Annotated in this window: 20 protein-coding genes and 2 tRNA genes; 6 read left to right on the top strand and 16 right to left on the bottom strand. The window is 42.2% G+C overall.

Annotated elements, in window-relative coordinates; translation table 11 throughout:
* Positions 1-82 precede the first annotated feature (82 nt).
* Positions 83-1720 carry a cardiolipin synthase gene (locus tag I6E83_RS06920; protein ID WP_265091209.1) on the bottom strand — a complete coding sequence of 546 codons (1638 nt, stop codon included), beginning with the start codon at positions 1718-1720 and terminating at the stop codon, positions 83-85.
* A gap of 294 nt (positions 1721-2014) precedes the next feature.
* On the opposite strand from I6E83_RS06920, the gene I6E83_RS06915 reads away from it, so the two are divergent.
* The 4 genes from I6E83_RS06915 (at position 2015) to I6E83_RS06900 (ending at position 4831) form a co-directional block, all read left to right on the top strand.
* A tRNA-Val gene (locus I6E83_RS06915) sits at positions 2015-2090 on the top strand.
* Between the two features lie 53 nt (positions 2091-2143).
* A tRNA-Asp gene (locus tag I6E83_RS06910) sits at positions 2144-2220 on the top strand.
* A gap of 647 nt (positions 2221-2867) precedes the next feature.
* Positions 2868-3671: a DUF5020 family protein gene (locus I6E83_RS06905; protein WP_320158384.1), complete on the top strand. Its 804-nt coding sequence runs from the start codon at positions 2868-2870 to the stop codon at positions 3669-3671.
* Between the two features lie 158 nt (positions 3672-3829).
* Entirely contained in the window at positions 3830-4831 is a 1002-nt protein-coding gene (locus I6E83_RS06900; RefSeq protein ID WP_197100719.1) for a D-cysteine desulfhydrase family protein, read from the top strand.
* Positions 4832-4962: 131 nt separating this feature from the next.
* Here I6E83_RS06900 and modB read toward each other — a convergent pair whose 3' ends face one another.
* The 12 genes from modB to surE form a co-directional block, all read right to left on the bottom strand.
* The gene (gene modB / locus I6E83_RS06895; RefSeq protein WP_197100718.1) at positions 4963-5664 is read right to left on the bottom strand and encodes a molybdate ABC transporter permease subunit; all 702 of its coding nucleotides are present in this window, start codon (positions 5662-5664) and stop codon (positions 4963-4965) included.
* 54 nt (positions 5665-5718) lie between these two features.
* Entirely contained in the window at positions 5719-6552 is an 834-nt protein-coding gene (modA, locus tag I6E83_RS06890) for a molybdate ABC transporter substrate-binding protein (RefSeq protein ID WP_197100717.1), read from the bottom strand.
* Positions 6545-7036, bottom strand: coding sequence for a molybdenum cofactor biosynthesis protein MoaE (locus tag I6E83_RS06885; protein WP_197100716.1), 492 nt, complete (start codon positions 7034-7036; stop codon positions 6545-6547). The genes modA and I6E83_RS06885 overlap by 8 nt, the downstream gene beginning before the upstream one ends.
* Positions 7037-7098: 62 nt before the next feature.
* A complete protein-coding gene (locus tag I6E83_RS06880) occupies positions 7099-7398 on the bottom strand; it encodes a MoaD/ThiS family protein (RefSeq protein ID WP_227680856.1) in 300 nt (99 codons plus the stop codon).
* A 77-nt stretch (positions 7399-7475) separates the two neighbouring features.
* The gene (gene moaC, locus I6E83_RS06875) at positions 7476-7982 is read right to left on the bottom strand and encodes a cyclic pyranopterin monophosphate synthase MoaC (protein ID WP_197100715.1); all 507 of its coding nucleotides are present in this window, start codon (positions 7980-7982) and stop codon (positions 7476-7478) included.
* Positions 7983-8006: 24 nt separating this feature from the next.
* Positions 8007-8714 (bottom strand): molybdenum cofactor guanylyltransferase, encoded by a 708-nt coding sequence (locus I6E83_RS06870; protein ID WP_197100713.1) that lies wholly within the window; start codon positions 8712-8714, stop codon positions 8007-8009.
* Positions 8715-8725: 11 nt separating this feature from the next.
* The gene (moaB, locus tag I6E83_RS06865) at positions 8726-9256 is read right to left on the bottom strand and encodes a molybdenum cofactor biosynthesis protein B (protein ID WP_197100711.1); all 531 of its coding nucleotides are present in this window, start codon (positions 9254-9256) and stop codon (positions 8726-8728) included.
* Positions 9257-9354: 98 nt separating this feature from the next.
* The gene (gene moaA / locus I6E83_RS06860; protein WP_197100709.1) at positions 9355-10389 is read right to left on the bottom strand and encodes a GTP 3',8-cyclase MoaA; all 1035 of its coding nucleotides are present in this window, start codon (positions 10387-10389) and stop codon (positions 9355-9357) included.
* Between the two features lie 127 nt (positions 10390-10516).
* Positions 10517-11812: a gephyrin-like molybdotransferase Glp gene (glp, locus tag I6E83_RS06855; protein WP_197100708.1), complete on the bottom strand. Its 1296-nt coding sequence runs from the start codon at positions 11810-11812 to the stop codon at positions 10517-10519.
* A 548-nt stretch (positions 11813-12360) separates the two neighbouring features.
* Positions 12361-13665, bottom strand: a complete 1305-nt coding sequence (locus tag I6E83_RS06850; protein WP_197100706.1) for a lytic murein transglycosylase — start codon at positions 13663-13665, stop codon at positions 12361-12363.
* A 124-nt stretch (positions 13666-13789) separates the two neighbouring features.
* Positions 13790-14581, bottom strand: a complete 792-nt coding sequence (locus tag I6E83_RS06845; protein WP_197100704.1) for a LysM peptidoglycan-binding domain-containing M23 family metallopeptidase — start codon at positions 14579-14581, stop codon at positions 13790-13792.
* A gap of 177 nt (positions 14582-14758) precedes the next feature.
* A complete protein-coding gene (gene surE, locus I6E83_RS06840) occupies positions 14759-15571 on the bottom strand; it encodes a 5'/3'-nucleotidase SurE (protein ID WP_197100702.1) in 813 nt (270 codons plus the stop codon).
* Between the two features lie 485 nt (positions 15572-16056).
* Between surE and I6E83_RS06835 the strand changes: the two genes are divergently transcribed.
* The gene (locus I6E83_RS06835; protein WP_110922327.1) at positions 16057-16491 is read left to right on the top strand and encodes an MCR_0457 family protein; all 435 of its coding nucleotides are present in this window, start codon (positions 16057-16059) and stop codon (positions 16489-16491) included.
* Positions 16492-16960: 469 nt separating this feature from the next.
* Positions 16961-18127, top strand: coding sequence for a D-alanyl-D-alanine carboxypeptidase family protein (locus I6E83_RS06830; RefSeq protein WP_197100697.1), 1167 nt, complete (start codon positions 16961-16963; stop codon positions 18125-18127).
* A 121-nt stretch (positions 18128-18248) separates the two neighbouring features.
* On the opposite strand, the gene I6E83_RS06825 is transcribed toward I6E83_RS06830, so the two are convergent.
* The 3 genes from I6E83_RS06825 to bamB form a co-directional block, all read right to left on the bottom strand.
* Positions 18249-20186: a sensor histidine kinase gene (locus tag I6E83_RS06825; protein WP_197100696.1), complete on the bottom strand. Its 1938-nt coding sequence runs from the start codon at positions 20184-20186 to the stop codon at positions 18249-18251.
* A 184-nt stretch (positions 20187-20370) separates the two neighbouring features.
* On the bottom strand, positions 20371-21795 hold the full coding sequence (gene der / locus I6E83_RS06820) for a ribosome biogenesis GTPase Der (RefSeq protein WP_110922324.1): 1425 nt from the start codon (positions 21793-21795) through the stop codon (positions 20371-20373).
* A 481-nt stretch (positions 21796-22276) separates the two neighbouring features.
* Positions 22277-23485: an outer membrane protein assembly factor BamB gene (gene bamB, locus I6E83_RS06815; RefSeq protein WP_197100695.1), complete on the bottom strand. Its 1209-nt coding sequence runs from the start codon at positions 23483-23485 to the stop codon at positions 22277-22279.
* Positions 23486-23703 lie beyond the last annotated feature (218 nt).

Genomic DNA, 23703 nt, shown 5'->3' with positions numbered 1-23703 from the left:
GATAAATTAATAATAGAAAACATGAAATCATCATGGCACCAAAACAAGATCAGCGGTTTACCTTACCCTAAAATTGAAAACGCTACAATAAAGGACTAAATAAACGGACGACGTTGTCAAACAACCGCTCTGTACCGCGACGCTGCTGCCAATCTTCTAAACTTAAAAACCGGCAACTTTCTAGATAAGCCGCTTGGCAATCTGCCACTTGGGCAACCATCTCTGGCGTATAAATAGCCAAGCTGACTTCCATATTTAAATAAAAGCTGCGCATATCGATATTCACAGTGCCAAACAAACAGTAATCATCATCGATCACCACTGTTTTGGTATGCAACAGCCCACCTTTAAACAAAGCAATGGTCACACCTGCTTCCAGCAACTCTTGATAATAGGCTTGAGATGCGTGCTGCACAAGAAATGAGTCAACTTTTTCGGGCACAATCAGCGTGACATCCACTCCACGCTTAGCAGCGGTCGTCAATGCACCCGACAGTGCTTCATCAGGTACAAAGTACGGGGTGGTAATACGAATACGTTTATTGGCACGATGAATCACCGTGACCAACGTGTTATAAATCACGTGTTCCGTCACTTGCGGTGCCGAAGGTATTAGCTGAGCAATCACATCCTCTACGATAGGCATTTTCGGTATCACAATGGATGTTGAGCCAATATCTGGCTGTTTATGATAGTCGATACTACTCCCTAGCACTTTTACCCGACTGTTTAGGTCATTAATAGTTGGGTTCATCACATATAGCTTACGTGTATAGCCATTTACTCGCTTATTAAGTGCGTGTAGATTGTCATTATTTTCGGCACCGATATCCGTGGCCACCACGATTGCCATGGCTGTCGTAATACTAATAGAGTGTTGGCTGGTCGTGCGTATTGCTACATCAATCCACTGTCCAACATTTTTATTTTGTTTAAAAAACCTCGGATCGACCAAGTTAAAGCTACCGATATAGCCAATATATTCATCAATAGCAACGAGCTTACGATGATTACGTAAGTCAGAACGCTTAAACAATGTCTTAAATAATCCAACTGGCAACGACTGATGGACAAAAACGCCTGCTTTTTCTAATGTCTGGTGCGCATCACTATTAAAGAAGCTAAAACTGCCCACGCTATCCGCCAATATATGACACTCTACCCCGCGCTGCGCTGCTGCTGACAACGCTTCTATTACTTCTAACACCTGCCCCTTAGGATAAACAATATAAAACTCCATCAGGATAATGCTCTGTGCGGCATTGATATCTTCGATTAGACTCTGAAAAATAGTATTGGGATCAGTCAGTAACTGCATTTTATGATTAGGAAATACCCCAAGCCCTGTCCAGCGCGTGCCTATTTGACTGACACCGCGATAGTTGGCTGGCAATAAGTCTTTACCTTGATCAAAAACCAAATGCTCACGCTGTGCCATATCATTCATCAATACGCCCGCTTGGTCTACCCGCTCGCGATAGCGCCGCCCAATCATTGGCTCACCTAGCAGTATATAAGCGATAAATCCAAAAACAGGCACTGTATAGAGCACAGCGACCCAAGCAATCGACACGCCTATATTTCGCTGCACCGACACAACACGTAGCGTCATGACTATCATGAGAACAATGTGCAATACCAACCCTAACCCTGCAAAATCACCCCAAGACCAAGTCGTAGCAGTTTGTTCAACAATGGAATTATCTATGCCAGCCTCCAACGATTAAAATAAATAAAGCATGAGTCGTAAAATATTATCAATAGTATAGTAGTTTTTAGCCATCAAACAATAGCTAGCCATAATAAGTGCTTTTATGGCCACCTCAGTAAACACGTGGCTTACGCGCCTATCGATGACGCTATACAGAAATTATTTTAAATTATTTACGGAAATTTTAAAAAACTGTTTGACAGGCAACTATAAATCTATATAATACACATCCACAGCAGCAGAGCTTAGTGACAAACTTAAGAGCTCAGTTGATGTTGAATAAATTGCATAGCAATTGTTCGCGGGTGATTAGCTCAGTTGGTAGAGCGTCTGCCTTACACGCAGAATGTCGGCGGTTCGAATCCGTCATCACCCACCACTACTTTAGCGAAGTGGACCTCTTCATAAAGGTAAAATACTAAAGAGACCTAAGCAGCGGTAGTTCAGTTGGTTAGAATACCGGCCTGTCACGCCGGGGGTCGCGGGTTCGAGTCCCGTCCGCTGCGCCATATTTAAAACGAATTTAGACTTTCGAGTTTAAGCAAGTTTCGCCTCAAGTATTAGTTTACTTGAGGTTTTTTTGTGTCTAAATATTCTGAACTACTACTTAATTTAAAAATCAGAATCTATTACCTTCCATTTAAGCTTAGCCCTCTATTCTCTTTCCCACCTCTATTTATCACTATCCTTCCTATCAATTACACTTAATCTTATCTCACACGACACCGTTTTTTGCTATTCATCAGACAGCACAGCTATTTATATACTCATTTTTCCTTACAAAATTAATTTTCTTGACCATTTGGTCAGTTAAATTAATTAAATCAAAAACTTAGCCAATATCAAAAACTTATAATACCTTGCCATGCCTTATCCTTAATGGATTTTGGGTTGTCAGTGCTTATAAAAAATGCTTAACTGTTTCAGATTGTTAAAAAGTGTTGCAATAAAATCACAATTGTTACAGGAATTTTTGCAACATGAAAGACGCTTACATTTGGCGTATTCATCTTCGTTATGGTTCATTTCTACTAAAAGTTAACTGAGTTTTCTCCTTAGCAATTCGGATACCTGTTGATAGAAAATCAAAGCTATTTCCTACCTTGATATCTAGCCTGCTAAGACCAACGATTGTATATAAAGGAGTATTATTACTGTGCATCATAAGTTATCTGCAAGCCTACCCCTGACGCTTCAAACATCTAAACGTAACTTTGAGAAAAATCTATTCTCTGTTAAACCACTGGCCACAGCTTTAGTAACTATTGTCGCTTTGGGTGCGATGAGCAACAGCCATGCAGAGATGCTCTTTACCGATACCAGTCTTTCTGTACTCTATGGTGAAGATTATGAGTTGGTAGAAGATGGTGAATTAACCACCATCACACTGGAGCATGCTTCCACCCACACTTGGGGCGGCGTGTTTTTCTTTGTCGATCGCCATCAAGGGGCCAGTGATAGTGAAAATAACAAATATAAAGAAACTTATGGTGAGTTCGCGCCTAAATTTAAGCTGCAAACCTTTGATGACAGTTTTGTCAAGCAAGTGAATCTAGCAGGTCAGTATGAGTTTGGCTCAAACAGTACAGGCTTTAGCCAAGACAACTATCTAGTCGGTATTGGTGCAGATCTAAATGTGCCTATTCCAGGTATGAAATACGCCTCAGCGTCTTTGTATCACGCTTTTAATGACAATACAGATGACGACCAGCAAATCACATTGACGTATGGCTGGGAGAAAAATAACATCGTCGTAGATGGATATGTTGATTACTCCTTTAATAACGATGATCTAAAAGACCAATTACATATCAATCCGCAAATAAAATATAACTTACAGGATGTACTAGGCATTGATAATCGCTTAGAAGTAGGTATGGAGTACAGCTATTGGAAAAATAAATATGGTAGTGATAAGACCCAAAATGCACCTAGCGCATTGGTTAAACTGTACTTTTAAACAACTGTATATCTAAAAAATCCTCATGCTAACGTTAAATGTTGCATGGGGATTTTTGGTTTATGGTCAGCTTTTTAAACTCATATATTTTAATACAGCCAGCCATGAATATGATTTACACTTATCACTCATCTCTTTCATTATAAAATGGACAAAATATGGAATATAGTCACATCGCTAGAGAGTCTTTAGGGTTCTTTCCAACACCTTTAGTAGCGCTTAGCAAGTTGAGCAAAAAGCTTGATGGGTCTACCATTTTTATGAAAAGAGACGACAATACTGGGCTCGCATTGGGTGGTAATAAAACGCGCAAGCTTGAGTTTATTATCGGTGATGCACGGGCTAAAGGTGCTGATACGATTATTACTGCGGGTGCTGCGCAATCGAACCATTGCCGCCAGACTGCCGCGGCGGCTGCAAGTTTGGGATTAGAGTGTCATTTAGTATTAGGTGGCAAAGAGCCTGAACAAGCCAGTGGCAACCTGTTGCTAGATAAGATATTTGGTTGTCATACCCACTGGGCAGGCGCTAATCGCAAGGGAGAGGATATTCCTGACATTGTCGAACAGTTAATGACTCAAGGTAAAAAACCTTACGTTGTGCCTTATGGCGGCTCAAACGAGCTAGGTGCTTTAGCATTTGTAGAGGCCTATAAGGAGCTAGAGTCGCAACGTAAAAATATGAATCTATCCTTTACTCATATCATTTTTGCTTCGAGCTCTGGAGGAACACAAGCGGGCTTAATGCTTGGCAAAAAAGTGTTTAACTCACCTTGTCAAATAGTAGGCATCAATATTGATAAAGGTGAGACGGACAAAGTTCCGTTTGATCAATATACCCTCGCACTCGCTAATCGTACGGCAAAGCTAATCGGTGCAGATTATGAGTTTTCAGAGTCAGATTTAATACTGAATTCTGATTATGTCGGAGAAGGTTATGGTGTGGTTGGTGCATTAGAAAATGAAGCGATTGCCTTGACTGCCCAAACTGAAGGCATACTGTTAGATCCTGTTTATACAGGCAGAGCGATGGGCGGACTAATAGATATGATTCGCACAGGGGTGATCCAAAAGACGGACAGTGTTTTATTTTGGCATACAGGTGGCGCACCCGCTCTATTTGCATATTCAAATGATTTGGATATTGCGCAGAAGCCTTAACTGCCTCAAAAGTTGCTTGCGCCCTGATATCATTTACAAAAATTAGAATAGCAAGGAACTAGTGAAAAATGAGGGCGCGCTAGTTACTTTTATTTTTATAGCTACTTTGATTTTTATAGTTGCTTTGACTTTTATGAACGCTGGTTCATTCGGCTTAGACTAGCAATCAAGACCACCATGAATATACCGATAATAATAAGGAAGCCTGACATCATGTATGCTGCCTCATAATTAAGCGCTTCTACTTGTTCATATATCGCAATCGATATCACCTTAGTCTCACCAGAGATGCTACCACCTATCATCAGCACGACACCGAACTCACCAATAGTATGGGCAAAGCTGATCAAGCTGCCTAGCACGATACCAATGCGCGCTTGTGGTAACGCGATGGTTATAAAACGCCTGAGACGACTCGGCTCTAATAAGCTTGCGACTTCCGTTACGCTTTGCGGGATACGCAAAAACTGCGCATAAACAGGTTGGATATAAAAAGGTAATGAGTAAATAATAGAACCAATCACCAGCCCTTCGAAGGTAAATATCAATGGGCTGATATTATGCTCACTAAGCCACCGCCCAATTGCCATGCTAGGACTAAGCAGCAATAAAAGGTAAAACCCTATAACAGTAGGCGGCAAAACAAGGGGCATAGCGATAATGCCTATCAGCAAGACTTTAAATCGTGCTATATATTTGTTATTGCTAGGCTTTGCAAGCCAATAGGCTACAGGCGTAGCAAATAATAATAAGCATAAGGTAGTGACACCAGCAAGCTTAATACTCACCCACAATGGACTTAGCATATCTGACATAAGCGACTGATCTATCATAATGTCACTGCTCGTCCCTACTGGTCATGAAGATAAAATTGGTGTTGTATGTGATTACTGTACAGACAGATAGCCAGCTTGTAAGAAATGCTGTTGCCCTACTGTTGAGCGTAGATAGTCAGTAAAATCTACTGCCATATCTGAATCACTGATTACGATACCATCTTGCAATATCGCAGGATAGCTGTCGGGGTTTAGCGTCATAAACTGCTCAGGCTTGGCTTTAATCGCGATGAGCTGAGACTGCGCAACAAAGCCATAATCGACACTAGCAGTATGCGCATACTGAAAGGCTTGGCTGATGTTTTCTGCCTGTATCATTCGTTTTTGCTTACTTAAAGACTCATAGAGATTTTGTGATTCTAAGAACGCTTTAGCTGACGCGCCATAAGGGGCAAGCTCAGGATTAGCGATGGTAATTTTAGCGGTTGCATCATTCGTAAAGGCATCAGCCAATGACTCTATATTGAGCTCATTCAATGATTGGGTCACACTGTATAGCGCCAACTGCCCTTGCGCATAAGTAAACGGAGCGTATGTTATATCCTTTGAATTATTACTCACTTTCTCATCCGCCAGCTTAGCAGGAAATGCTTGATTCGCAGATAAGAAGACATCATAAGGCGCGCCAGCAGTTATTTGAGCATATAACTTACCTGATGAGCTATAAGTCACTTCAATATCAGATTCAGTTAAATTGTTATCTGCTTGATACGCATCAATAATACTAGGTAATACATCAGACAAATTGGCAGCCGCAGCGATACGTAGCGTCTGGGTAGACTCAGATGTGTTGGTAGCAGACTCTATATCAGTACTACTCTCTTGCGTACAGGCGCTTAATAGTACTAGCAAACCAGTAGATGCTGATAACGCTAACTTACCCATTATTGCTTAGCCATTTAGATGAGTCATCCTCGTAATACTCTTGCTTCCATACAGGAATATCTGCCTTTACCGTGTCTAGTATCCAGCGGCATGCATCAAAAGCGGGGTAACGATGGGCAGAAACGACGCCTACCCATATGGCCACATCACCCACTTCTAGCGCGCCGATACGATGTATCGCAATAGCATGTGTAATCTCAAAATGCTTCTTGGCTTCTTCTATGATCGCGCGTCCCTGATTGAGTGCCAAATCCTCATAACCATAATAGGTCAAACGATCAACGCTAGTGGCATTATTATGATTGCGCACTCTTCCTTCGAAGCATACAAACGCGCCGCAGCTATCGTTATCGAGCGTTTTTTTGAGTCTGTCCTCATCGATCGCTACATCTAATAAAGCAAAACCATCACGCTCAGCGACTGCATATACTTCATCCACACTACGCTTGATAGTCATCGAATGGCTATGAACATTATCTGTCATGTATTTTCTCTGTTTATTCTACGGTCTGTTGAATACTTATGAACGCCTATACATCTATTTGTTTAACCACCAGCGACTGGCGTGATAAACACCACACTATCACCATCATAAATGGGGTCTGTCCACTTAGCGAAATAATCATTCACCGCCACTCGCAGCTCTGATTGTGGACGACTAAAGCGATGTGTTTGACTCAACTGTGTATATAAATCAATAAGCGACATTGATGAGTCAATGCTCACCTTTTCTTCATGACAACCCGCTTCATCAGCTAGACTGGCGAAGTATAGAATATTGATAGTCATTAACGATTCACTGTTCTTTTCTACGTCAACATTATCCATAACATCAGTAGTACTCATAAAACCTTCCATTTATTGCAAGCTATCGATCTTCATCTCTATTATATGACTAAGTATTCAAACAAAATCTGATGATGCTATTTGTGCTGGTAATCGGATTTACCACCTGTCTTTTTGACCAAATGAACACCATCAATAACAATATCATGTGACAGTGCTTTGGTCATGTCATAAATGGTCAAACAAGCCACACTGACTGCGGTTAGCGCTTCCATCTCAACCCCTGTTTTGTGGGTAACTTTGACAGTCGCGCTCACACTAATACTGTGGCTCGCATCGTCATACTCAAAGCTCAAGCCAATTTTATCTAACGGTAATGGATGACACAGTGGAATAAGGTCATGCGTACGCTTAGCCGCCATGATACCTGCGATATGTGCCGTCTGCGTGATACTACCCTTTTTGGTCATGCCATCAGCGGCTTTAATTTGGGTATAAATCTCGCTTGGAAAACGCACTTGCCCAACAGCATGAGCCTCACGTGTCGTGGCGGTCTTGCCACTGACATCAACCATAGTGATATCACCGTCACTATCTAGATGAGATAAGGTCGACTGGTTATTTTCTTGGCTACTGATATTCATTTACAATTTCTCTCGATAGACTTTTTATAAATTATTTAAAGCCGTACATGCCTGTTCAAAATCTTCAGGTGTATTAAAATTGGTCAAGTGTTGCCAACTCTTTGCAAAGGGTACGGACTGCACCATAGGCTTGATAAACGGCATCACTCGGCGCTGTCCACTATCAATATAGGCTTTTAAGTCAGGCTCAACACTCAACTGATAAAGCCCTAACAGTGGGTATAAGTGACTGTCATCTGTTAAGCAAATGACATTTTTATCAGTGGCTTGAGCACTCGCCCGTTGCAATTCATGCCACAAGTCAGTCGCCGGTATCAAACTATCGCAGCTAATGACCATTAGCCATGATGACGTGTTCTTATCCATAGCCGCTGAAACATTTACCTTCATCAATGTTTGCATAGCAGATTCAATAGCGGCCAATGCACCAGCCGTATCAATCTGCTCAGCACTCTCATTAGAAGTATAATCAGGGATATGAGAAACAGCCGAATGCGGTCGGTTCTGCATTGAATTTTCATTAATATCAAACCCGCGCCCATTGTCTGCAATCATAATAGGCAGATTGGTATCAGCCACATTTAGCTCAAGCGCGTGACGGACATGATAGTCGAGCAGGCGCTCACCTGTCGGCAGCGTAAGCGCCGCTTTGGGCGTACCCATGCGTTTAGAGGCACCACCCGCTAAAATAACAATGCCTGCCAAGCCAGTTACCAGATTTGAATTATTCATCGTTGATAATATCAGTCGTGACTTGGGTTTTGTGCCAAAAAATGCGGCACAAAATTGCACGGACGCGTACGGCTGTCAAACTGGTCTTTTAAGATATTTTCCCAACCTGTACGACACGCACCTGATGAGCCAGGTAAGCAGAATATACCCGTGCCATTCGCCATGCCAGCCACTGCCCGCGACTGTACCGTTGACATGCCAATCTCATCTTTTGAGATGAGACGGAAAATTTCCCCAAAGCCATCGATAGATTTATCAAACAAGACTTTTACCGCTTCTGGCATACTGTCTCTAATGAAAAAACCTGTGCCGCCAGTCGTGACCACTGCATGGACTTTCGGGTCTGCAATCCAACCACTAATCACAGCTCTTATTTGATAAATGTCATCGGTAATCAGCTGACGGTCTGCCAAATGGTGGCCTGCTTCCTTTAGACTATCGACTAAATACTGTCCTGACGTGTCTTCTGCTAGCGTACGACTATCCGAGACGGTCAATACAGCTATATTAAGTGGGGTAAATTGTGCAGCAGGCTTGCTCATAAAAATTCCTTTATACATATAATTTTATAGTATGTTCAAAAATGTCGTTGGCACTCTAGCTATTCAATGTCGTGTGTCATGCTTAATGGCTTTACACCTTAACCACCAATGATTGATAGATTGTGCATGATGCCACTGTTAGAGTCGTGCAGATGATGGTGCTCAGGCTTGATCGGCATAAATTCATGTAAGGTATTCACCAGTCCTTGCACATTGTTTTGCTGCAGATGCGGACGAATATCATAATTGCCTTCATCGAACAGACATAAATGTACTTTACCCTGACTGCTGACTCGCAGACGGTTACAGGTATCACAAAAATGTGCAGCATAAGGCGCGATCATACCGATACGGCCTACATAGTCAGGATGACTGTACTCTACCGCTGGGCCATCGCTACTCCCACGCTCATGTGGTTGCCAGCCGCGCTCCAATAGATAGTCAGTGATGATATCAGACTGCGCATGCTGGGCAAAAAACAAGTCACTATTATCACTGGTCTGCATAAACTCGATAAAACGATAGGTGACTTTTCTGTCTTTTACATAGTCGATGGCATCCATGAGATTTTCAAAGGCCGTCTCTGCCATCAAAACACCGTTTATTTTGAGTTTAATATCGGTCGTTTCTAGTAGCGTATCCATATCGATGAGCAGCTGCGGCAAACTATTGAAGCCCGTCATCTTATGAAAGGTCGCGGCATCAAAGCTATCCATACTGATATTAAGCTGATCCAGTCCTGCGGCTTGCCAACTGGCTAAGTGCTTGCCGAGCTTATAACCATTACTGGTCATCGCCACTGTCTGGATGCCATCAGTTTGCTTAATCGTTTTTATAATCTCAACAACATCGCGGCGAATAGAAGGCTCACCACCAGTAATTCTGACTTTTTTAGTCCCTACTTGGGCAAAGCCGCGTATTAATGTAGCAATCTCAGGTACACTCAATTCGTTATCAGGGCGCTTGCCTTGGTAACCATTTGGTAAACAGTATTCACAGCTAAAATTACAAAAATCAGTGATAGATAGACGCAGATAAGTCAGACGACGTGAAAACCCATCCGTCAGGGGTTCATAGTTTTCCAGTGGCGAGTACTGTTGAGCACTACCTATGTTACCGTAATTATCACTCATATTTTACTACCGTCAGTATTGCTTACTATCTATAAGCATTACTTTATTATTTGCGTTTAGCATACTATTATAGAAATTATTATCAGTGGTTTAATACTCACCTTATAGTAAGTTAACACATGGGGAATTAATTATATAACCAAGGAAAAGGTTGTACCGTGACCGTACTATTTGCAGAGACATTGCCGCTGTCTTTGTCCAATACAATAAAACAATTGGCACGGCTAAGCTGCTTTATTCTGTGAGATTGCTGACTGGTGAAGCTCTCGACTTCATAACTGCCTACTGCATTCTGTGACAGCACACCGCGCTGAAAGTCTTTACGACCTGCTGACTTTCTGATGTCATTGGTGAGCGTGGCTTGAATACTCAGCTGCATAGGCTGCTCTAACACGTCCGCGCCTGACATCTGCCACAGTGCTGGTATCACAAACTGTAGCGCGCCAACGACTGTGGATAATGGATTACCCGGTAGACCAAAGTACAGCACTGGCTTATCAATGTCTTTGTTTAATTCACCAAACACGAAAGGCTTGCCTGGCTTCATAGCCACTTTATAGTGATTGATTTGACCTAACTGCTCAATCACAGTGGTTAAAAAGTCATAATCACCAACAGATACACCCGCCGTTGAGATAATGACATCACAGTCTTGCATGGCATCATGAATAGCAGCGGTCGTCTGTTCTAAGTTATCAGGGATGATACCGTAATCACGAATGGTAATAGGTAAGTCTGATAAGAGGCTTTTGAGCGTTGGAGTATTGGAATTATATATTTGCGCTAAGCTGGTCAGCTCATTACCAATCGCCACGAGCTCATCGCCAGTGGCTAAAACACCTACCGTCAGTGGCTCAAATATACGGACTTGGCTAATACCTAAGTTTGCTAGCAAGCTAACATCGGCAGGGTTTATACGCTTGCCACTTTTTAGCACCGCCTCACCCGATTCAATTTCTTCGCCCTGTTTACGGATATTTTTATCAACCTGAGCCGCTTGCGATAGCGTTATAGCATAAGGTTGTGATTTATCGAGTGTATCTTTTATATCTAAAAAATTGGTGTTTTCTTGCATGATGACCGTATCGCAACAGTCTGGCACTACCGCACCCGTAAAGATACGGACACCTTGCCCTGCTATCAACTCACCTATATAAGCGCAGCCAGCTTGAGACTCTCCGATAATGTCGATAGTGCTGTCTATTGCTAGCTCGCTACCTTTAGCTATCGCATAACCATCCATCGCAGATAGATTCTGTCTAGGTACATCAAATGTCGAGGTGATGTCTTGCGCTAAGATATGGTTACGACTGTCTAATAAATCACACGTCTGCAGATCTCTATTTTGTAATGGAAAGTCGGTATCGTTGTAGTTATTTATACGCTGCTTTATCGCCGCTTGTAGTTCTTCCATGGTAATCATATCGCACACTCTTTGGGTCGTTCTATTTATTTATTATTTGAAAACTGTTATTCGAAAACTGTTATTTAGAAATTATCATTTGAAAACTGCTACTAAAAACGTGGTTTAAAAAATCCATTTTCTAGGGCGTGTCCTCATTTTAAAAATGGTGATAAAAATGAGATAAATTGCAGTCAAACAAGGAAAATAGCGCAGATAATATCGAGATATTAGTCAGCTATTTGACGCCGTTTGGCAAGATTTAGCTACTTTTAACCCATTTAGATAACTATCGATTGAATTGAGGACATACCCTAGAGTCTAGCACTCACAATCGTAATTTTCTTGTATTAACCTTGTCCTGATAAGTTTTGACAAAAGCGCAGTAGATTTAGCTTGAGTACTTCATACTTATCATTTCGATAGCTATCAGCAAAATCACCCATAGACTGAGGCAAAAAAAGCACCTTGGCAAGGTGCTTTTTGTAGAACAAAGTAACGTCATCATTGAAACATTAGCGGTCAAAAACAGTGGCACTTATATCACGTATCAACAGCAATAGCCTCTCTCACCATGATGCCAATGAGGACGCGCTACGCTGGGTAATAAAGCCATCTGGCGTCTGACCATTATCTCCCTGCCAGTGTTGGAATGCCATACGAGTATTAGTACCAACGATGCCATCAGCGCCTTTTGTGTCGTAACCTGCACTGGTCAAGCGCTGTTGTAAATTGCGTACCTGAGTAGTCGATAACGGACGCTCATAGCGCGGCCATGACTTTTGCAAGCCGCCTTGTCCCGTAATTGCTTTACCCAGTAAGCTCACCCCTAGCGCATAGCTTGATGAGTTGTTATAGACCTTGATTACATCAAAGTTTGGGCTTAACAATAGTACTGGGCCATCCTTGCCAGCTGGCAGCCATAGCTCCATTTCTGTATTAGCATCTAACGACACATCCGCTATTGTATCAACGCCCATTGCAGCCCATCGAGCCGCAGACTGCTTGCTGCCAACGGTTGAATAATCGAACGAGGTAGGAACCGTCGCTTCATAAAACGGCGCCAACCCACGAACCCAACCTGAGTTGCTTAGGTAATTGGCCGTAGAAGCCAAGGCATCACTAGTGGCCCATGGGTTACGATGACCATCACCATCACCATCGACGCCATGTTTAAGCCATGTGGCAGGGATGAATTGAGTTTGACCCATACCACCAGCCCAAGAGCCCTCAAGCTGTGACCATGACACATCACCACGCTGTAATAGCGTCGCTAATGACAGTAATTGAGTTTCTGCAAACTCTTGGCGGCGACCGTCATAAGCCAAACTACCCAATGAGCTTGGCAAACTACTATTACCAGTCACAACGCCATATGAAGACTCCATACCCCAGATAGCAGCGACAATTTCTGCACTCACACCATACTGTGATTCTAACTGCGACAGATATGCACGTTGCTCGGCAAACTTACGCTTACCAGTACTTACGCGCCCATCGGATACAGCAGAATCTACATATTCCCAAGGCATCTTTGAGAACTCTGGCTGTCCTGAGTCTAATGAAATCACTTGTTGATTTAAGTAAGCTGAGTCAAGCAGACGACGAACAGTTGCCGCATCATTGCCTGATGCAATCGCACGCATGGAAAAATCCGACTTCCAGTCATAAAAGCTGTTATAGCTTGGCTTTGCCACTGGTGGCGGCGTGACTACTGGCTTTGGTGTTGGTTTCACTTGTATTGTTTGAGTCTGGGTAATCTCAACATTGCCTTGACGCACGGGTTTGTTAGACTCTTGCATGGCCTGTTGGCTCGTACACCCAACCATGACTAGAGCTGGGAAAAAAGCAATGTACTGTTTTTTTAACATCATAAAAATTCTCAGGTATGAATAAGTAAAGTGACTCAAACAACACAACTTTATGCAAATCGCGTTCATAAAGCAATGTCAGTCGCGCCACTAAATTCGCTAAGCAATTAAAAACACGGTGTCAAACTTAACGTCCCAATACCGCACGTGGGTCGATAGGATTACCATTTAAACGTACTTGGAACTCCAAGCCCACTTGATTGGTTGTACCACTGTTGCCCATATTTGCAATACGTTGACCCAGCTGTACCGTATCGCCTTCTTTGACAAGTAGCTCACTATTATGTGCATAGGCAGTGATGTAGTTATCACTATGACGAATCATAATAAGATTGCCATATTCTGTCAGACCGTTACCTGAGTAAAGTACTGTTCCAGATTGACTGGCAAGCACTGGATCACCGACATTACCAGCAAACCACATACCCATCGTGCCAGCTGCCACATCGAAGTTACGAGTGACTTGATTGCGACTTGGATATTCATAACCTGACGTTGCGTTTGCTGTCACTGCATAGGCAGGATTTTGCGAGTTATTCTGAGGCACACTGGTTACAGGAGGTGTATAGGTTTGCTTAGGCTGTGTATACGTGTTATTCGCTGTCGTCTCTTGGCTGCCTTGCCATAGCTTGAGCCACTGACCACTATAAATCGTATACTTGCTGTCTAAGTTATTAAGTGCGCCGATTTGACGGTAACTGACACGATAGCGCTCGGCGATTTGGCTGACCGTATCACCGCGTTGCACGCGATGATAGTTAGGAATGCCTTGTGCATTGGTGACAATTGTAGGACCAGCTTGATTAGCTGATTGGTAAGTAGGTTTGGTGGCACAACCGACTATCGTTAAGGTTGCGACTGTTAGAGTGCCAATCAATGCCGCTGTTGTAAAGCGTGATCCAGCAATAAGCTTCTTCATACAAGGTTTCCTATTTTTTACGTTATTCACAAACGTCTTGTGTGACTCACAAGCATGTTGCTAACTTTTATACTACTTAAATATTTGATAATGACCATTATCCATCATTTGATAATCAACGCACTCTTTTGCCTTTCACCACTTACCTAGCGCCATTCATCGTTTTATACAGCGCATTTATAAGGCTAACGCGGATAAACTGTCTAGCGCGGCGGCTGGTGTATGATGGAGCCGCACTGGTGAGAGGCTAATATAACCCGCTACCACTGCTTGGTCATCCGTCAACTGTCTGGCAGATGACGGCATATCTTCCGTTTTTTCTGGCAACTCATGTTTACATTTGCGTAGCGACAGCCAATAGGCATCTCGCCCGCGTGGATCAACCACATGGTGCACAGGACGGGCAACCTGACGATGCCCCAACGATGTTATCTTGCGACCTTTAATCTCATCGGCATGATTAACATCCGGAATATTAACGTTTAATACGTGATAGGGCAAATTTTTGCAGGCATCTAATAGTGACGTTTCGGCTAATAGCTTAATTATCTCATTTGCCGCCAGCTGATAATCACTGACTTGCTCTTGCCCATCCCTTTTGGTACCGCCGCCTACTAAAGAAGTTGCGATGGCTGGCACACCAAAAAGCTGCGCTGTTAAGGCTGCCCCAAAGGTGCCAGAGAACATAACATCTTGCCCTAGATTAGCACCTGAATTAATACCTGTAATCACATAGTCAAAGCGCGTATGACGATACAACTCATGTAATGCTAAATAAATACAGTCCGCAGGCGAACCATTTACAGCGATAAAGCCAGATGGCAGTTCATGAGTATGCAATGGTGTGGTCACACTCAATGCACTCGCGTAACCACTCTGCTCACTATTTGGCGCAACCACCACCACGTCACCAATGGTAGACAGTGCCTGATACAGTGCCAACAACCCTGGCGCATAAACCCCATCATCATTACTAATCAAAAATTTCATTGCTACTCAATATATTTATAAATGACCGGCTGTCCACTTATGAACTTTATCGGCATAAAATTGCTATAATTAGAACCGAAAACATCACAGCCATGAAAAAACTTCACGATATTAGTTCAGTATATCAAGGCTATGGTGCAATCATAATGATGAAAGATTATACCCTACATAGTATCCTGACACGAACCCTGTCTTTGCTTAGAATCTAGCTGATTTGTTATTTTACCAACGACTTTATCCGTACAGTCACTGAATCGGCAGAGGCAAAAACATTGCTCTCCACGTTACAATAGGCAACAACGGACAACAATATAAACTTATATTTTTATGCTGACGTAACTTACAAGTATATGCTGCTGATATGTTGCTAAGAAATGCCTTTGGCTCACAAGACATCTACACATAAGTCAATATTTTATGTGACTTTTGTTTTTTTAGCCATTAACATATGACCATCAAATAAAGATAAGCGAGTGTAATGCTAAATGAAAAATCAATCGATATTATCTATAGCTTCTGTCATAGCAAAAACTGCACCAAAATTTGGTCTTGCAGGACTAATAACGTCTGCTGCTATGCTATCTCAAGCATCTTTTGCGGCGAATAACCCTGATACAACCATACCTTTAGATATGGCTGGTGTAAACATAACCAAGCATGAAATTGCGGTAATGCAAGTGTTGTCAGAGATATGTCCACCGATGCTGAATGGCAACCAAAAACAGCGTTTTTATAAATCCTATGGCGTGCAGCTGCACGAACTGATGCCATCTCTAGAAGATCCGAAAGCGGCTATTCAATATCTATCAACTCAACAAGACTACCGTCAAATCCTACAAGGTATTCGTAGTTGGACAATGGGCTTCTCAAAGCAAGAAAACAAAGCACTATGTGAAGATTTAGCGAATGCTGAATATTAGTCGCTAGACATTAACAACTGGCTCACTAAATAGTCGCTTGATAAAACCCGCTACCATTAACGATAATAAAACAGCGGTATCAACTATATATAATAGATTATGTCATTTCTATATAGAAATAGACTTAAAAACTGTGTGATTTACTTTGTAAAATTAAAAGCTTGCTGTAGCCCCGTTCAGAATAATAGACGGTGCAGCAGGCTTTTTTGTGGCTATAACCAAACCTTCCCTAAATATTCTTCTTTGTTTTTAGTCGCGCCTTATTTTTTGTATTTATCGATTCCCCATCGGTTGTCATTTTGCTAAGATAAGGCGTTAATTTTATGTCTATTGCGCAGTCATTCATATTTTCGTCGATACATTATTTTAAACACTGCATTTAAGACATGCTGCTTAAAATAATGTATGAAAATTAGTACAGGATACAAGCAATAGATACATTTGGTTCCATGATGCGGTGTAACGATATATGACAGTAAAGCGTGTAAAAAATCAGCTTTTACAGCTGGTAGTTGGTGTAAGTATCTCAATGAGTGCAGTGATGGCCAGTGCTGCCATACAGCCGCCTGAGATGGACAATACCGCCTATGTATTAATGGACTACAATACTGGTGAAATCTTGGCTCAAAAAAATGCCAATGAGTCATTACCACCAGCATCTCTGACAAAAATGATGACCAGCTATATCATTGAGCAGCGCTTAGCATCGGGTGACCTCAAAGAAGATGATCAAGTGTTGATGAGCCCAAACGCTTGGTGCCGTGGCAGTAGCAGCCAGTCTTGTATGTATGTGCCAGTGAATAAGACAGCCAGCGTGATCGACATGCTACGCGGTATTATCATTCAATCAGGTAACGATGCGTCAAAAGCAATGGCTGAGCACATTGCCGGTAGCGAAGCATCATTTGCTATCTTGATGAATGAGCAAGCAGAAAAAATTGGCATGGAGAACTCTAATTTTGTCAATGCGACTGGTATGCCTGATGAAGGCCACTTAGCATCTGCTTTAGATTTATCTAAACTTGCGCGTGCTATCATTAAAAACAGCGGTGATTACTACGGTATTTATTCAGAAAAAGAGTTTACCTATAACGGCATTACTCAAGGTAACCGTAATGCTTTGCTCATTACTGACCCAACCGTTGATGGTCTCAAAACTGGCCACACTGATGCGGCAGGCTATTGCTTGGTTGCTTCAAGTAATCGCGACGGTATGCGTCTGATTTCTGTCATTATGGGTACCAAGAGCCAACAAGCTCGTGCTGATCAATCACGTGAGCTTCTCAACTGGGGCTTTGGCCACTTCACTACCGTTACCAAAGCGCCTGCTGGACAATTCGTCAGCAAAGTCCCTGTATGGTTTGGTGAAGCGGATGAGGTTGAGCTAGCGACTGCTGACAACTTACAAATTCTAACCAGCAAAACGCAAAAGAATAAAATCACCACTGTGGTTGATATCCCTGAAAGCATAGAAGCACCTATCAAAAAAGGTCAAGAAATTGGTAAAATGATGGCTGTTATTGATGGCAAGGCCGTAGCATCAGTGCCTATCATTGCAACTAGCGATATTGAAGAGTCAGGCTTTATGAGCCGTACTTGGCAACGTCTCGCACGTTGGGTACAGAACCTCTTTTAAGCATAATATTAGATATGAACAACATGCCTGATAGGCCTGTTGTCCAATAAAAAAGACGCCTTGATATAGGGCGTCTTTTTTATTGATTCTGATAAGGGATAAAGGATAAGGGCAGCTTAGCTTATTTCCATATCAACCAACGTTGCAGCAAATCACTCAAAGCCTTACCCTTATAAGTAGCACTACGACAGTAATCGATACCTGCAACCTTCAAACCATGCTCAAAACTGTCTAAGTACTGGGCTCGATGCGGTGAGTACCAATACACTAATAATGCACGGTGCTCGCTTTCAGATCGACGGATGAGATCAGCTAAGGATTCGGCTTTCTTTACCACAATATCCTCTGCAAACATGACCATATTTATTTTTTTGACGCTCATCTCATCCATAACCAGCTGCTCATGCTGATGGTAGATGACTGTCGCGCCCAAACGCTCCAACTCATTCCCTAAAAAACCCACTTCATGATAATAATAATAAATGATCGTCAACCCAGCCAATAGCTGTTGCTGCTGAGACTGATGCTGGTTAGGCATTATGACCGTCAGCGTAAAATCTGTACCTAATCCTAGCGTACTATCCACTTCGATAGTAGCACCCATAAGCTGCGCTATTTGCTTAACGACAGGCAACCCAACACCTGAGCCTTCATACTGCCGAGTTTGTGATGAATCCACCTGAAAAAATGGATTAAAAATATCCTCTATATGATTGCGATCGATACCAATACCGGTGTCTTTCACACTGATTTGCCAACGATTACTTTTATCAAAATGGGTCAATTGCGACGTAATAATCACTTGTCCAGCAGGCGTAAACTTGATTGCATTACTGAGTAACATCGATAGAATTTGTTGTATTTTTTCAGCATCGCCCGTAAGACTATAGTCGATATGATGAATACGACTGGTTAATACTAAGCCTTTTTTCTGAGCAGCTGGTTCAAACTCTGCCAAGATATCTGCAATCAATTGTAATGGATTGAATTCGATAGAATCGATAGTTACTTGACCTTTTTGTATTTGATTCAACTGGATAATATGGTCAAGCGACGATACCAATTTATCACTACCACTACTAATGATTTCAATAGCATCTTTTTGCTCTCTATTGAGTAGGTCGTGATCCAATAACTGCAAACCGCCCACGATAGCATTTAGCGAGGTTTTCAACTCATGGGTTATCATACTTTGAAAGTTATGCAGCTGCACATCGAGAGACAAATCTTTGCTATGCAACTGCTTTTCAAAAGTCGCAAGCGATTCATAATCTAGGCTAACTTTTTGTAAACGATTAAACAAGGCTATAAAGGCTTCTTTGATTAGCATCAGTTCTTGGAAATTAAAATGTTGCGGAATAACTGGTAACTGCTCAAGCTCTGTGTTTTTTAACACGATGTCACAGGCTTCGGTCAGAGATTCAATATCTCTGACTGGCCATTTGAGTTTACGTAAAAGATATAGAGCCCAAAGCACTGCCAGTATGGTAGTAAAGAGCCATAGCAGCAAGTTGCTACGATACCAATGCGACCGAAGTTGTTGCACATCTAAAGTGATATTAATATAGCCAACTAGTGCACTGTCTTTATCGACTTTATCGGCTGCTGACGGTTCATTTTTATTGCCTAATAAAGTGGTAGCTGATTGCTGTTTAGGCTTTAATGCATTGACGTCACTATCGATATTAATATAGTTGCTGGTTACCGGATAGTTAAAGCTGACAGTATCTGCAAATAATGCCGTTCTCCAATCATCCTTTGATTGGAGAACATCATCAACAGGCTGAGGTGTTGAATAGAACAAGATACTTTTGATACTTGGTTCGTTCTCTAATAAAAACCTCACTTGCTCAGACACAACATCAGCGCTCTCAGCCGTCGATGCACTGGTCGTTAGTAAAGTGGCTAGCTGTTGCACATGCCTATATTTTTCTGTGTAGTGATAAACTAAACCATAAATAAAAGACAATAAAAAGCCTACTAACACAGCTAGTATGAGGGCCTGTGCGACAGAACGCCGGATTAGCACAGAGATGGTTTGCGGTGAACGGCTGTTCATATCACTCAACTAAGTTAAGATAACATTGATTTATACTACAGCTACTAGGAAGGTGTGATAGGTGAAACTGATAGATACTCACTCTTCATGACAGCTAAAGCAACCACAGATACAGTAGCGTACAGCTTACTTTATCGTGCTCTATGGCACGATAAAGTAGTAGTGAATGAGTCAACTGTCTTATCTATTTACGAGGTTTTTTATCTTTGGTGGTGAATTTTTGTGCTCGGTTGCGCTCACGTTGACGCAACTGCTGCTCTTTCGCTTTGGTAGGAGTATCGCTCTTGTTCGCATATGGGTTGTCATTTTGTTTAAGAATGACATTAAGCGGCGTACCTTCGAGCTTGAATACCTGACGGAATTGGTTTTCAAGATAACGCTGATAGCTCTTAGGTAATGAGCTGGTCTGGTTACCATGAATAACAATGACTGGTGGATTGTGACCACCAATATGCGCATAACGTAATTTAATGCGGCGACCAGACACGGTTGGTGGCGGGTTCGCAGTCACAGCATCCTGCAAAATCTGAGTCAAACGGTTGGTTGACACTTCAAACATAGATGATTTATAAGCGCGTAAGATAGACGGATATAAATTACCCACACCAGTACCATGCAGCGCCGATATCAAATGAATTTTCACATAAGGGATAAAGTTGAAACGACGATCCATCTCAATTTTAATATAGTCTCTTTGATCTTGAGTCAGACCATCCCATTTATTAATCGCCACTACCAATGCACGACCCGCATCCAGTGCATAGCCAATCATATGTAAATCTTGGTCGACGATACCTTCGTGAGCATCAATAACAATAACGGTGACGTTAGAATCTTCGATTGCTTGCAAGGTTTTGATGACAGAAAATTTCTCTACTTTTTCATCGATTTTACCACGGCGGCGTACACCAGCAGTGTCAATCAATACGTAGTCTTTACCTTCACGCTTGTAAGGAATGTAGATACTGTCGCGTGTGGTACCAGGCATATCGAAAACCACTACTCGATCTTCACCTAATAGACGGTTCACTAGCGTTGATTTACCAACATTTGGACGACCAATAATAGCAAGCTTCAAGCCTCTTGGCTCTACAATGTTATCTTGCTCAGGCATATCCGCTGTCAATACTTCAAGCAAATTACCAACACCGCGACCATGACTGGCAGCCATTGGGTACGGCTCGCCCAATCCTAATGCATAGAATTCTGCAGGCGCAGCATCATGGACGCCATCGACTTTGTTGGCGACAACATATACTGGCTTGCCAAGTGTGTGCAAAAACTTACCAATCTCAGCGTCGGCACCAATCATACCAGCACGAGCATCAACGACGAATACAATGATATCGGCTTCGTGAATCGCAGTATGCGACTGTTCAGACATATAATCATCAATGTTACCGCTACCATCATCCGCCTCACCGATACCACCAGTGTCTACAACAATGAAAGACTTGTCTTCATAAGTAGCATCACCGTATTGACGGTCACGAGTCAGTCCTGATAAATCAGCAACCAATGCCTGCCGACTTTTTGTGAACTGATTAAATAAGGTGGATTTACCGACGTTTGGACGACCAATTAAGGCGACCACAGGCTTGATACTCATGGATTACTCTCAGTGAAAGGCAAAATGACGGACAGTACAGTTATTCTGATAACCAAAACATAACAGCGAACTTACCGCACTTGACCGTAAATTAAAATAAATAATAAAACGATAGCAAAAACAATAATCAACTATTTTGCAATTAATGCATGCTATATAAGGGGAACTACATGTTGTATAAACAATATATATAGATAACGCCTATGGCGTATCGGTCGCATAGAGTACGCGAAAGCCTGTGTTTAAACAAGTCATTTACACAAGGCACTAAACGCTGACTAAGCAGCGTTTGTATTTTATAATATCATGGTCAATCAAATTGCATAATAGCACTATAGTCAATCCTCTATAAAAGAATGATAGCGTTAACCTCGCTTGAAGTATCAGATATACATCTGCACTCGGTTGCCTTATCTCTCTTTTAAACTGAATCAACTATATTAAAACATATTATTTAATTTAATGCTTATCAATCAATATCTTAGCGTGCCAACTGCCAGATTGCGACTTGTCCTGAAGTACTTTGAGTCATCAAACGACTGCCTTGTACCTGCAAGCTGTTTAACGCACCTTTGGTTTCTACACGGCTGACGATTTTCCCACTAGCAGGGTCAAATAAATGTACCACACCGTCTAAGTCACCAACTGCAATATAGTTGCCAATCATCACAGGATTGGTCAAATGACGATAAGCCAACTCTTCACTTTCCCACAATACTGCACCAGTATTGCGATCGTAAGCCACAACCTTACCATCTAAACCAGTCGCAATGACTTGCTGAGTGTTGACGGCAAGCGCTTTTAAGCTGGCTTGTTCATTGACGAACATCACTTGGCGCGATGCCAAATCAATACCTAATAATTGACCACTATAACTGATGGCGAACATTTGATTTTTATCAACGATAGGCGCGCCATCAACATCACTCATGCGCTCAACTTCACTGCTGCCAGCACCAACGCCAACGCGTCTTGACCACTGTGGCAAGCCATTATCCGCTGTCACTGCATGCAAACGTCCATCAGCTGTGGCCAATAGTGCCGTCTTGCTATCTAATAATGTCGGTGCAGCACTACCACGCACGCTGATAGCGGGTACTTGTGTGGCAAACTGCCATACCGACTGTCCAGTTTGTAGTGATAAGCCGTGTAAAAATCCGTTGTTTGCTGATAAAACGACACGATTATTGGTAATAAGCGCTGGTGTCAACACTGACCCTGATAGCTGTTGCTGCCAACGTTTTTCACCAGTGCCACTATCAAACGCCATTACTTTACCGCTGCGCGTGCTAATAATCGCGGTTTGGCTCAATGCATCTAAAGCGACACCACCGGTGATTTGTTCATCAATATTCACTGACCATAAACGCTCACCAGTATTATTAAAACCAGTCAATTCACCACCGCGTGATGCAGTAACGATTTGTTCATTGGTATAACCAACCTGCAAATCTAGAGGATCTTTTTTACTGGCTTTTTTATTACCGACATCCGTACTAAAAACAGGTTGTAGTACACTAATAGGTTGAGCAATCTGTACTAGCTTTACCGGATCATTGACAACGGGCTTGATACCGCGATTACACCCAATCACCGCAGTGCTCATTACTGCCAGTACGGCCACATGCATAACCGTCGTTTTGATGGTTTTAGCTTTTGAGGTTTTGCTAGAGCGAATAGATTGAGTCATTATAAGTTCTCACTACAAATAAATTATTATTAATAAGCAAATTAGCTATCGATAAATAACTAGTCAACGAATAGTATTAGCAAAGCACGTCAAATCAGCGCCCTGTGTCGTAATGTGCTGCTGATTTACTGCGCCATTTAGTATATGGAACTGGTATATGGAACAATGTTAGGTACTGACCATCAGTTAGCTATTATCAAGTGCTAAGTAGAATACAA

The organism is Psychrobacter sp. SZ93C1 (assembly GCF_015864635.1).
In the GTDB taxonomy this organism is placed as follows: domain Bacteria; phylum Pseudomonadota; class Gammaproteobacteria; order Pseudomonadales; family Moraxellaceae; genus Psychrobacter; species Psychrobacter fozii.
Note: the sequence above shows the minus strand (reverse complement) of the source record. Positions and strands in the feature narration are given on the sequence as shown.

Excerpts from the sequence above, each read along its gene's own strand:
- I6E83_RS06900 (WP_197100719.1), top strand. The coding sequence starts at position 3,830 with ATGGAATATAGTCACATCGCTAGAGAGTCTTTAGGGTTCTTTCCAACA.
- modB (WP_197100718.1), bottom strand. The coding sequence starts at position 5,664 with ATGATAGATCAGTCGCTTATGTCAGATATGCTAAGTCCATTGTGGGTG.
- modA (WP_197100717.1), bottom strand. The coding sequence starts at position 6,552 with ATGGGTAAGTTAGCGTTATCAGCATCTACTGGTTTGCTAGTACTATTA.
- I6E83_RS06885 (WP_197100716.1), bottom strand. The coding sequence starts at position 7,036 with ATGACAGATAATGTTCATAGCCATTCGATGACTATCAAGCGTAGTGTG.
- I6E83_RS06880 (WP_227680856.1), bottom strand. The coding sequence starts at position 7,398 with ATGAGTACTACTGATGTTATGGATAATGTTGACGTAGAAAAGAACAGT.
- moaC (WP_197100715.1), bottom strand. The coding sequence starts at position 7,982 with ATGAATATCAGTAGCCAAGAAAATAACCAGTCGACCTTATCTCATCTA.
- I6E83_RS06870 (WP_197100713.1), bottom strand. The coding sequence starts at position 8,714 with ATGAATAATTCAAATCTGGTAACTGGCTTGGCAGGCATTGTTATTTTA.
- moaB (WP_197100711.1), bottom strand. The coding sequence starts at position 9,256 with ATGAGCAAGCCTGCTGCACAATTTACCCCACTTAATATAGCTGTATTG.
- moaA (WP_197100709.1), bottom strand. The coding sequence starts at position 10,389 with ATGAGTGATAATTACGGTAACATAGGTAGTGCTCAACAGTACTCGCCA.
- glp (WP_197100708.1), bottom strand. The coding sequence starts at position 11,812 with ATGATTACCATGGAAGAACTACAAGCGGCGATAAAGCAGCGTATAAAT.
- I6E83_RS06850 (WP_197100706.1), bottom strand. The coding sequence starts at position 13,665 with ATGATGTTAAAAAAACAGTACATTGCTTTTTTCCCAGCTCTAGTCATG.
- I6E83_RS06845 (WP_197100704.1), bottom strand. The coding sequence starts at position 14,581 with ATGAAGAAGCTTATTGCTGGATCACGCTTTACAACAGCGGCATTGATT.
- surE (WP_197100702.1), bottom strand. The coding sequence starts at position 15,571 with ATGAAATTTTTGATTAGTAATGATGATGGGGTTTATGCGCCAGGGTTG.
- I6E83_RS06835 (WP_110922327.1), top strand. The coding sequence starts at position 16,057 with ATGAAAAATCAATCGATATTATCTATAGCTTCTGTCATAGCAAAAACT.
- I6E83_RS06830 (WP_197100697.1), top strand. The coding sequence starts at position 16,961 with ATGACAGTAAAGCGTGTAAAAAATCAGCTTTTACAGCTGGTAGTTGGT.
- I6E83_RS06825 (WP_197100696.1), bottom strand. The coding sequence starts at position 20,186 with ATGAACAGCCGTTCACCGCAAACCATCTCTGTGCTAATCCGGCGTTCT.
- der (WP_110922324.1), bottom strand. The coding sequence starts at position 21,795 with ATGAGTATCAAGCCTGTGGTCGCCTTAATTGGTCGTCCAAACGTCGGT.
- bamB (WP_197100695.1), bottom strand. The coding sequence starts at position 23,485 with ATGACTCAATCTATTCGCTCTAGCAAAACCTCAAAAGCTAAAACCATC.